This is a genomic window from Sutterella seckii (assembly GCF_009183815.1).
GTDB lineage: Bacteria > Pseudomonadota > Gammaproteobacteria > Burkholderiales > Burkholderiaceae_F > Sutterella > Sutterella seckii.
The window spans coordinates 1-611 of the sequence record NZ_WEHX01000230.1; the positions used below are offsets into that span (position 1 = coordinate 1).

The 611-nt window shown below is 55.5% G+C and carries 1 protein-coding gene; it reads right to left on the bottom strand.

The features are described 5' to 3' along the window. A partial coding sequence (locus GBM95_RS11975) for an IS630 family transposase (RefSeq protein WP_152159287.1) occupies positions 1–611 on the bottom strand: 611 nt, incomplete at both ends.

Here is a 611-nt window from a genome sequence, read left to right on the forward strand (position 1 = left end):
TGACGATTCAGGAACTCATCCGGGTTCAGTTCCTGCGAATATGAGGGAAGGAAGAAGAGTTCGATTTCTTCCTTATGAGCTGCGCACCAAGCGGCGACCAGCTTTGCGTGGTGAATCCTGCAGTTGTCGCAGATGACGAAGAGCTTTCGGCCCTTCCCGCCGTAGTCCTTGATGAGACGATGCAGGAAGCGTATGAATGAATAGTGGCGCACGGCGCTTCGCTGAAATGCAAAAGCCGACAGTCCCTGGTTGTTCACGGCCGAGATCATTACGGGGGCACCGTAGCATGCGCGGTGATCATCAAGGATCGTCGGCGTCTTTCCGCGCAGCGCGCAGCCGCGAATCCAATTGGTGTCCTGCTGGACTGCAGTTTCATCTTCCCAAAAAATGGTGGCCTTTTCTGTTTTGGCGCGCTTAGCAATAGCCGGGTAGTCCGTTTCAAGCCAGCGCGTAACCGCAGCATCATTCTGCTGAATCGCCTTCTTTTTCGGACGCTGAGGCGTCATGCCCCATGACCGCAGGTAATTGCGTACGGTCGAGAGGGCAAGCTGCTTGCCGAACTCTCTGTAGATGAGCTGGCGTACTGCCTTGGCCGTCCACAAGGCAAAGTC